Origin of the sequence: Pseudomonas sp. P7758 (genome assembly GCF_013386485.1) — a bacterium.
Lineage (GTDB): Bacteria > Pseudomonadota > Gammaproteobacteria > Pseudomonadales > Pseudomonadaceae > Aquipseudomonas.
Window position 1 is genome coordinate 39,712 of record NZ_JACARS010000110.1, and the last position, 6,495, is coordinate 46,206.

The 6,495-nt window shown below is 61.5% G+C and carries 6 protein-coding genes; 5 read left to right on the forward strand and 1 reads right to left on the reverse strand.

The window, feature by feature from the left end:
- Window positions 1-3 precede the first annotated feature (3 nt).
- On the reverse strand, window positions 4-894 hold the full coding sequence (locus HX873_RS22940) for a LysR family transcriptional regulator (RefSeq protein WP_003212656.1): 891 nt from the start codon (window positions 892-894) through the stop codon (window positions 4-6).
- A 145-nt stretch (window positions 895-1,039) separates the two neighbouring features.
- Between HX873_RS22940 and leuC the strand changes: the two genes are divergently transcribed.
- The 5 genes from leuC (at window position 1,040) to asd (ending at window position 6,337) form a co-directional block, all read left to right on the forward strand.
- Window positions 1,040-2,458, forward strand: coding sequence for a 3-isopropylmalate dehydratase large subunit (gene leuC, locus HX873_RS22945; RefSeq protein WP_003212658.1), 1,419 nt, complete (start codon window positions 1,040-1,042; stop codon window positions 2,456-2,458).
- Between the two features lie 10 nt (window positions 2,459-2,468).
- The gene (gene leuD, locus HX873_RS22950) at window positions 2,469-3,113 is read left to right on the forward strand and encodes a 3-isopropylmalate dehydratase small subunit (protein ID WP_003212660.1); all 645 of its coding nucleotides are present in this window, start codon (window positions 2,469-2,471) and stop codon (window positions 3,111-3,113) included.
- A 146-nt stretch (window positions 3,114-3,259) separates the two neighbouring features.
- Window positions 3,260-4,024: a class I SAM-dependent methyltransferase gene (locus HX873_RS22955; protein WP_177123249.1), complete on the forward strand. Its 765-nt coding sequence runs from the start codon at window positions 3,260-3,262 to the stop codon at window positions 4,022-4,024.
- A gap of 53 nt (window positions 4,025-4,077) precedes the next feature.
- On the forward strand, window positions 4,078-5,160 hold the full coding sequence (gene leuB / locus HX873_RS22960) for a 3-isopropylmalate dehydrogenase (protein ID WP_003212664.1): 1,083 nt from the start codon (window positions 4,078-4,080) through the stop codon (window positions 5,158-5,160).
- Window positions 5,161-5,224: 64 nt separating this feature from the next.
- On the forward strand, window positions 5,225-6,337 hold the full coding sequence (asd, locus tag HX873_RS22965; protein WP_003212667.1) for an aspartate-semialdehyde dehydrogenase: 1,113 nt from the start codon (window positions 5,225-5,227) through the stop codon (window positions 6,335-6,337).
- Window positions 6,338-6,495 lie beyond the last annotated feature (158 nt).

Below are 6,495 nucleotides of genomic sequence, written 5' to 3' on the forward strand. Positions count from 1 at the left end.
GATTCAAGCCTGATTCCCTGGCAGATCGACCTGTGCATCCAATAGGCTCATGAAAGCCCGCGCAGCGTTCGACAGCGTCCTTTCGGTGTGCACGATATAGCCTAGCTGGCGACTGAGCTGTATGCCCGGCAAAGCGATGCGTGCCACCTGGTCATCGAGCATGGTGCGCGGCAACACGCTCCAGGCAAGGCCAATGGAGACCATCATCTTGATGGTTTCCAGGTAGTTGGTGCTCATGGCGATGTTTGGCGTCAGGCCCTGGGCCTCGAACAGCCGCTGCACGATATGGTGGGTAAAGGTGTTGCCGCCGGGAAACACCGCCGGGTGCCGGGCGATGTCCGCCAGGCTGACGCTGCCGTTGCTGATCAGGCTGTGTTCCGGCGCCACCACGAAATCCAGTGGGTCGTCCCACACCGGGGTGGCCCGCACCAGCGTGTGGGGTTCCGGCGCCAGGGTGATCACGGCCACTTCGGCGCGGCCATGGAGGATTTCTTCGTAGGCCACTTCCGAATCGAGAAACTGAATGTCCAGCGCGACATTCGGGTATTCCCGGGTGAACGTGCGCAGGACCGGTGGCAAGCGGTGCAGGCCGATGTGATGGCTGGTGGCCAGCGTCAGGCGCCCGCTGACTTCGCCGGTGAGGTTGGTCAGGGCGCGGCGGGTGTCGTCCAGTACATTGAGAATCTGATACGCCCGGGGCAGCAGCGCCCGTCCGGCTTCGGTGAGGCCGACTTCACGCCCCAGCCGGTCGAACAGGCGCACCTTTAATTGTTGCTCCAGGCCGGCGATGCGCTTGCTGATGGCCGGTTGGGTCAGGTGCAGGCGTTCACCGGCACCGGAGAAGCTGCCGGTCTCGGCGATGGCGATAAAGGCATTGAGGTTGGCCAGGTCCATTGTGCTATTCCAGTTGGTAATCCAAAGCATAAAAAATATGAATTTGAGTTATTTAATGTAGCGCCATACCATCAGCCTCACAAGCCAAAGGGTTATTGAATCGTTCAAGGCCCGGGGCATAGAAACACCTGATGAGGACCGCGTGATGGCCGGCAAAACGCTTTACGACAAGCTTTGGGATTCCCATGAAGTGAAACGGCGCGATGATGGGTCGTCGCTGATCTACATCGACCGTCACATCATCCATGAAGTGACCTCGCCCCAAGCGTTCGAAGGCCTGCGACTGGCCGGGCGCAAGCCTTGGCGCGTCGACTCGATCATCGCCACCCCGGACCACAACGTGCCGACCACCCCGGAGCGTAAAGGCGGGATCGACGCCATCGTCGACACCGTGTCGCGCCTCCAGGTGCAGACCCTCGATGATTACTGCGACGAATATGGCATCACCGAATTCAAGATGAATGACGTGCGCCAGGGCATCGTTCACGTGATCGGCCCGGAGCAGGGCGCCACCTTGCCCGGCATGACCGTGGTCTGCGGTGACTCCCACACCTCTACCCACGGGGCGTTTGGCGCTTTGGCGCATGGCATCGGCACTTCCGAGGTGGAGCACGTATTCGCCACCCAGTGCCTCGTTGCCAAGAAAATGAAGAACATGTTGGTGTCGGTGGAAGGTGAGTTGCCTTTCGGCGTCACTGCCAAGGACATCGTCCTCGCGGTGATCGGCAAGATCGGCACCGCCGGCGGTAACGGCCACGCCATCGAATTCGCCGGCAGCGCGATTCGCGACCTGTCCATCGAAGGCCGCATGACCATCTGCAACATGTCCATCGAAGCCGGTGCCCGTGTGGGCATGGTAGCGGCGGACGAAAAGACCATTGCCTACGTCAAGGGTCGCCCATTCGCACCGAGCGGTGCCGATTGGGACGCCGCAGTCGAAGCCTGGAAAGACCTGGTGTCCGACGCCGATGCCGTATTCGACACCGTGGTCACCCTCGACGCCGCCCAGATCAAGCCGCAAGTCAGCTGGGGCACCTCGCCGGAAATGGTGTTGGCCGTTGACCAGAACGTGCCGGACCCGGCCAAGGAAACCGACCTGGTCAAGCGTGGTTCCATCGAGCGCGCCTTGAAGTACATGGGCTTGAAAGCCAATCAGGCGATTACCGACATCCAGCTGGATCGCGTATTCATCGGCTCCTGCACCAACTCGCGGATCGAGGATTTGCGCGCTGCGGCGGTGATCGCCAAGGGCCGCAAAGTCGCCTCGACCATCAAGCAGGCGATCGTGGTGCCAGGTTCGGGCCTGGTCAAGGCCCAGGCTGAAGCCGAAGGCCTCGACAAGATTTTCCTCGAAGCCGGTTTTGAATGGCGTGAGCCGGGTTGCTCGATGTGCCTGGCGATGAACCCGGACCGTTTGGAGTCGGGCGAGCATTGCGCGTCCACCTCCAACCGTAACTTCGAAGGGCGTCAGGGCGCCGGTGGCCGTACCCACCTCGTCAGCCCGGCCATGGCTGCTGCGGCTGCCGTCAACGGTCGTTTCATCGACGTTCGCGAATTGATCTGAGGAATACCCGATGAAAGCTTTTACTCAACACACCGGTTTAGTCGCGCCGTTGGACCGTGCCAACGTGGACACCGACCAGATCATTCCCAAGCAGTTCTTGAAATCGATCAAGCGCACCGGTTTTGGCCCGAACCTGTTCGACGAGTGGCGCTACCTGGACGTGGGCTACGCCTACCAGGACAACTCCAAGCGCCCGCTGAACAAGGACTTTGTGCTCAACGCCGAGCGTTACCAGGGCGCCAGTGTATTGCTGGCCCGGGAAAACTTCGGTTGCGGCTCCAGCCGTGAGCACGCGCCGTGGGCCCTGGAAGAATATGGCTTTCGCAGCATCATCGCGCCGAGCTACGCCGACATCTTCTTCAACAACAGCTTCAAGAACGGCTTGCTGCCGATCATCTTGAGCGATGCCGAAGTGGATGAGTTGTTCCAGCAGGTGGAAGCCGATGTGGGCTACCAGTTGACCATCGACCTGGCGGCGCAGACCGTGACCCGTCCGGACGGCAAGGTGTATCACTTTGAAGTGGACGCCTTCCGCAAGCACTGCCTGATCAATGGCCTGGACGACATCGGCCTGACCTTGCAGGACGGCGATGCGATTGCCGCGTTTGAAACCAAACACCGGGCCAGCCAGCCTTGGTTGTTTCGCGACGCTTGATTCCATGTAGACCGGACTGGCCCCTTCGCGAGCAAGCCCGCTCCCACATTTGATTGCATTTCAACTGAAGGAACTCGGTCGAATGTGGGAGCGGGCTTGCTCGCGAAAGGGCCAGCAACAGCAACACAAAAACCAGGGACATCATCATGACCAGCACTGCCCACACCCAAGTCGTGCAAAAACAATTCGGCGAACAGGCCTCGGCCTACCTGAGCAGCGCAGTACATGCTCAAGGCACCGAATTCGCGTTGCTCCAGGCCGAACTGGCCGGGCAGGGCGCTGCACGACTGCTGGACCTGGGTTGCGGCGCCGGTCACGTGAGTTTCAACGTTGCACCGTTGGTTAAAGAAGTGGTGGCGTACGACCTGTCCCGGCAGATGCTTGACGTGGTCGCCGCCGCTGCCGTGGACCGTGGCCTGGACAACATCCGCACCGTGCACGGCGCCGCCGAGCGCCTGCCGTTTGCCGATGGCGAATTCGACTTCGTGTTCAGCCGCTACTCGGCGCACCATTGGAGCGACCTGGGCCTGGCCCTGCGTGAAGTGCGCCGGGTGCTCAAGCCGGGTGGCGTGGCCGCTTTCGTGGACGTCTTGTCACCGGGCAGCCCGCTGTTGGACACTTACCTGCAAACCGTCGAAGTGCTGCGCGACACCAGCCATGTGCGTGACTATTCCGCCGGCGAGTGGATGCGCCAGCTCAGCGAAGCCGGTTTGCATGTGCGCAACAGCAGCCGCCAGCGCCTGCGCCTGGAATACACCTCGTGGGTCGAGCGCATGCGCACCCCAGAGGTATTGCGTGCCGCGATCCTGGAGCTGCAAAAGGCAATGGGCCAGGAAGTGCGCGATTACTTCGAGATTCAAGCCGACGGCACCTTCAGCACCGACGTGCTGGTGGTGTGGGCCGAACGCTGATTAATTTTTCCCGACCTGCCCACGGGCGGGTCGCTTGATGAAATGAGGAACCCATGAGCAAGCAGATTCTGATTCTCCCTGGCGACGGCATTGGTCCGGAAATCATGGCCGAAGCGGTCAAGGTGCTGGAAGTGGCTAACGCCAAGTACAGCCTGGGCTTCGAACTGAGCCACGACGTGATCGGCGGCGCGGCCATCGACAAGCACGGCGTGCCTCTGGCCGACGAAACCCTGGAGCGTGCCCGCGCAGCCGACGCCGTGCTGCTGGGCGCCGTGGGTGGCCCGAAATGGGACAAGATCGAACGTGACATCCGCCCTGAGCGCGGCCTGCTGAAGATCCGTGCGCAACTGGGCCTGTTCGGCAACCTGCGCCCGGCGATCCTTTACCCGCAACTGGCGGACGCTTCCAGCCTCAAGCCGGAAATCGTCGCGGGCCTGGACATCCTGATCGTCCGCGAACTGACCGGCGGTATCTACTTCGGCTCGCCACGGGGCGTGCGTGAGTTGGAAAATGGCGAGCGTCAGGCCTACGACACCCTGCCGTACAGCGAGAGTGAAATCCGCCGTATTGCCCGTGTCGGTTTCGACATGGCCCGTGTGCGTGGCAAGAAAGTCTGCTCGGTGGACAAGGCCAACGTATTGGCGTCCAGCCAGCTGTGGCGTGAAATCGTCGAGGAGGTCGCCAAGGACTACCCGGACGTCGAGCTGAGCCACATGTACGTCGACAACGCCGCCATGCAGCTGGTGCGTGCACCGAAGCAGTTCGACGTGATCGTCACCGACAACCTGTTCGGCGACATCCTGTCCGACCAGGCCTCGATGCTTACCGGTTCCATCGGCATGCTGCCGTCGGCCTCCCTGGATGCCAACAACAAGGGCATGTACGAGCCGTGCCACGGTTCGGCGCCGGACATCGCCGGGCAGGGCATTGCCAACCCGTTGGCGACCATTTTGTCGGTGTCGATGATGCTGCGTTACAGCTTCAACCTGACCGACGCCGCGGATGCCATCGAGCAGGCCGTGAGCCTGGTGCTCGACCAGGGCCTGCGCACTGGCGACATCTGGTCCCAGGGTTGCACCAAGGTCGGTACGCAAGAAATGGGCGACGCAGTAGTCGCCGCGCTGCGGAATCTGTAATCTCTCGGGCCCGCTTGCAGATGTTGCTGCAAGGCGGCCCACTTTTGAACAAGGTGTAGTTGCGATGAAACGTGTAGGTCTGATCGGTTGGCGCGGTATGGTCGGTTCCGTGCTCATGCAGCGGATGCTGGAAGAGCAGGATTTCGATCTTATTGAGCCGGTGTTTTTCACCACCTCCAATGTAGGTGGTCAAGGGCCGTCCGTGGGCAAGGACATTGCTCCGCTCAAGGACGCCTACAACATTGAAGAACTGAAGACCCTCGACGTCATTCTGACCTGCCAGGGTGGCGACTACACCAGCGAAGTCTTCCCCAAGCTGCGCGAAGCCGGCTGGCAGGGCTACTGGATCGATGCCGCTTCCAGCCTGCGCATGCAGGATGACGCGGTGATCGTGCTGGACCCGGTCAACCGCAAGGTGATCGACCAGCAACTGGACGCGGGCACCAGGAACTACATCGGCGGCAACTGCACCGTCAGCCTGATGCTGATGGGCCTGGGCGGCTTGTTCGAAGCCGGCCTGGTGGAGTGGATGAGCGCCATGACCTATCAGGCGGCCTCCGGTGCCGGCGCGCAGAACATGCGTGAACTGATCAAGCAGATGGGCGCGACCCACGCCGCTGTCGCCGATCAACTGGCTGACCCGGCCAGCGCGATCCTCGACATCGACCGCCGTGTGGCCGAGGCCATGCGCAGCGAGGCCTACCCGACCGAGAACTTCGGTGTGCCATTGGCCGGCAGCCTGATCCCGTGGATCGACAAGGAACTGCCTAACGGCCAGAGCCGTGAAGAGTGGAAGGCCCAGGCCGAGACCAACAAGATCCTCGGTCGCTTCAAGAGCCCGATCCCGGTGGACGGTATCTGCGTGCGCATCGGCGCCATGCGTTGCCACAGCCAGGCGTTGACCATCAAGCTGAACAAAGACGTGCCGATCGCCGATATCGAAGGGCTGATCAGCCAGCACAACCCTTGGGTCAAGCTGGTGCCGAACAACCGTGATATCAGCATCCAGGAACTGAGCCCGAACAAGGTGACCGGTACCCTGAATGTGCCGGTTGGCCGTCTGCGCAAGCTGAACATGGGTACGCAGTACCTGGGCGCGTTCACCGTCGGCGACCAACTGCTGTGGGGCGCGGCTGAGCCGTTGCGTCGCATGCTGCGGATCTTGCTGGAGCGGTAATCGCTGCTGGTAATAAGAAACCCGCGTTCTGGTGACAGGCGCGGGTTTTTTATTGCGCGCTCGGGCCTCTTCGCGAGCAAGCCCGCTCCCACATTCGAGCGAGTTTCTTCAGTTGAAATGCGATCAAATGTGGGAGCGGGCTTGCTCGCGAAGAGGCC